Below are 1,381 nucleotides of genomic sequence, written 5' to 3'. Positions count from 1 at the left end.
GCAATCCGTCCCAGCCGTCACACCGTCCAGCGCATCCGTCACCTCGCTCCCACCAGCACCGCCGAAACGACAACCCACCGTCAGAGAGTGCAGGTCAAAGCGCACCTCAGGGGAGAAAACGACCTCTTAGAGGTCGTTTTCGTCTGGTAGGCCCTGTTACCTCCTTGTTTGCGTGATGCAGGGCTGCGGTGTTGATGCGACGGCTGATCCGGTCGACTCTCGATGGCCGGATGGGGTGACGGCTGGGGCGCGTTGAGGCTTGCGCCTGTCTCATTCCAGGACGCCCCGTTCCGTGGCTGTGCTTCCGCGGCCGAAGACGCACGCCTGGGCGCACTCGCGTGCGGGCGGTACGCCGACGTTATGAGTGAGCGACGTCCGTATCCGAGTGATCTGTCCGATGCACGCTGGGAGTTGATTCAGCCGGTCCTGGCAGCCTGGCGCTTCGAGCGCCGCGGCCGGGCCCTGGACTTCGGGCGGCCACCCGTCCATGACCTCCGCGAGATCATGGACGCGATCTTGTACGTGGACCGCACCGGGGTGCAGTGGCGCTACCTGCCGCACGACTTCCCGCCCTGGGAGACGGTCTACGGCTACTTCGCCAAGTGGCAGAAGGACGGCGTATTCGCCCAGCTCAACGGCCTGCTCAGGGAGTTGGTGCGGCAGAAGGAGGGCCGGAACGCGAGCCCGTCGGCCTGTGTGATCGACGCACAGAGCGTCAAGACCTCCACCAGCGTCCCCGCCACGAGTCAGGGCACGGATGCGGGCAAGAAGATCGTCGGCCGGAAGCGGAGCATAGTGACCGACACGATCGGCCTCCTGCTCGCCGTGCTGGTCACCGCTGCCAGCGTTCAGGACTCCGTGGCCGGCACCCGACTGCTCGACCAGGCCGCCGCCGACCACCCCGGCATTCGCAAGGTCTGGGTCGACGGCGGCTACCGCAAGCGCTTTGTCGAACACGCCGCCACCCTTGGCATCGACATGGAGATCACCGCCCGTACCCCCGGGATCAGGGGATTCACCCCGATACCGAAACGGTGGGCGGTCGAGCGGACCTACGGATGGCTCATGCTCCACCGCCGCCTGGCCCGAGACTACGAAACTTTGCCCGCCCGCTCCGAAGCCATGAGCCACCTGGCGATGACCGACCTCGTGGCCCGACGTCTCACAGGCGAAGCCACCATCTCCTGGCGCGACCCGACACCACAGGATCAAACACCCATTCCGGGATGAAACATCGGGAGAAAACGACCTCTTAGAGGTCGTTTTCTCCCCTGAGGTGCGCTTTGACCTGCACTCTCTGACGGTGGGTTGTCGTTTCGGCGGTGCTGGTGGGAGCGAGGTGACGGATGCGCTGGACGGTGTGACGGCTGGGACGGATTGC

The 1,381-nt window shown here is 65.5% G+C and carries 1 protein-coding gene; it reads left to right on the top strand.

Annotated elements, in window-relative coordinates:
• The first annotated feature begins 360 nt into the window (after nucleotides 1-360).
• The gene (locus tag K4G64_RS39225) at nucleotides 361-1,230 is read left to right on the top strand and encodes an IS5 family transposase (protein WP_221760612.1); all 870 of its coding nucleotides are present in this window, start codon (nucleotides 361-363) and stop codon (nucleotides 1,228-1,230) included.
• Nucleotides 1,231-1,381: the final 151 nt, after the last annotated feature.

Origin of the sequence: Streptomyces sp. WAC04114, assembly GCF_019733245.1 — a bacterium.
GTDB lineage: Bacteria > Actinomycetota > Actinomycetes > Streptomycetales > Streptomycetaceae > Streptomyces > Streptomyces massasporeus_A.
Note: the sequence above shows the minus strand (reverse complement) of the source record. Positions and strands in the feature narration are given on the sequence as shown.